This window comes from Bradyrhizobium sp. Mp27, assembly GCF_029953005.1.
Classification (GTDB): domain Bacteria; phylum Pseudomonadota; class Alphaproteobacteria; order Rhizobiales; family Xanthobacteraceae; genus Bradyrhizobium; species Bradyrhizobium barranii.
In genome coordinates this window covers 1-220 of the sequence record NZ_JASAUS010000838.1, presented here as the reverse complement: position 1 = coordinate 220, position 220 = coordinate 1, and the positions used below count along the sequence as shown (strand labels likewise).

The window sequence follows — 220 nt, the reverse complement described above, 5'->3', positions numbered from 1 at the left end:
TGAAGCTCTTGCCCGGGAAACAAACTCAAACTAACAGTCCCTTGTCCTGCCTCGCGGGTGGAGGAATTTGACTGACCACACCCGGAGGAATTTGAAGTGACCCGCGGGGTCGGCCGCGCTCAGCTTCTGATTTTGGATGATTGGGGACTATCGGTGCTCACCGCCGCGGAACGCCGCGATCTGCTCGAAATCCTCGAGGACCGCCATGGCCGCGCATCCA

General features: G+C 59.5%; 1 pseudogene. It reads left to right on the top strand.

Annotated elements, in window-relative coordinates:
• Nucleotides 1-96: 96 nt before the first annotated feature.
• Nucleotides 97-220 (top strand): annotated as a pseudogene (locus tag QJT78_RS52820) (IS21-like element ISFK1 family helper ATPase IstB); the annotation flags it as partial.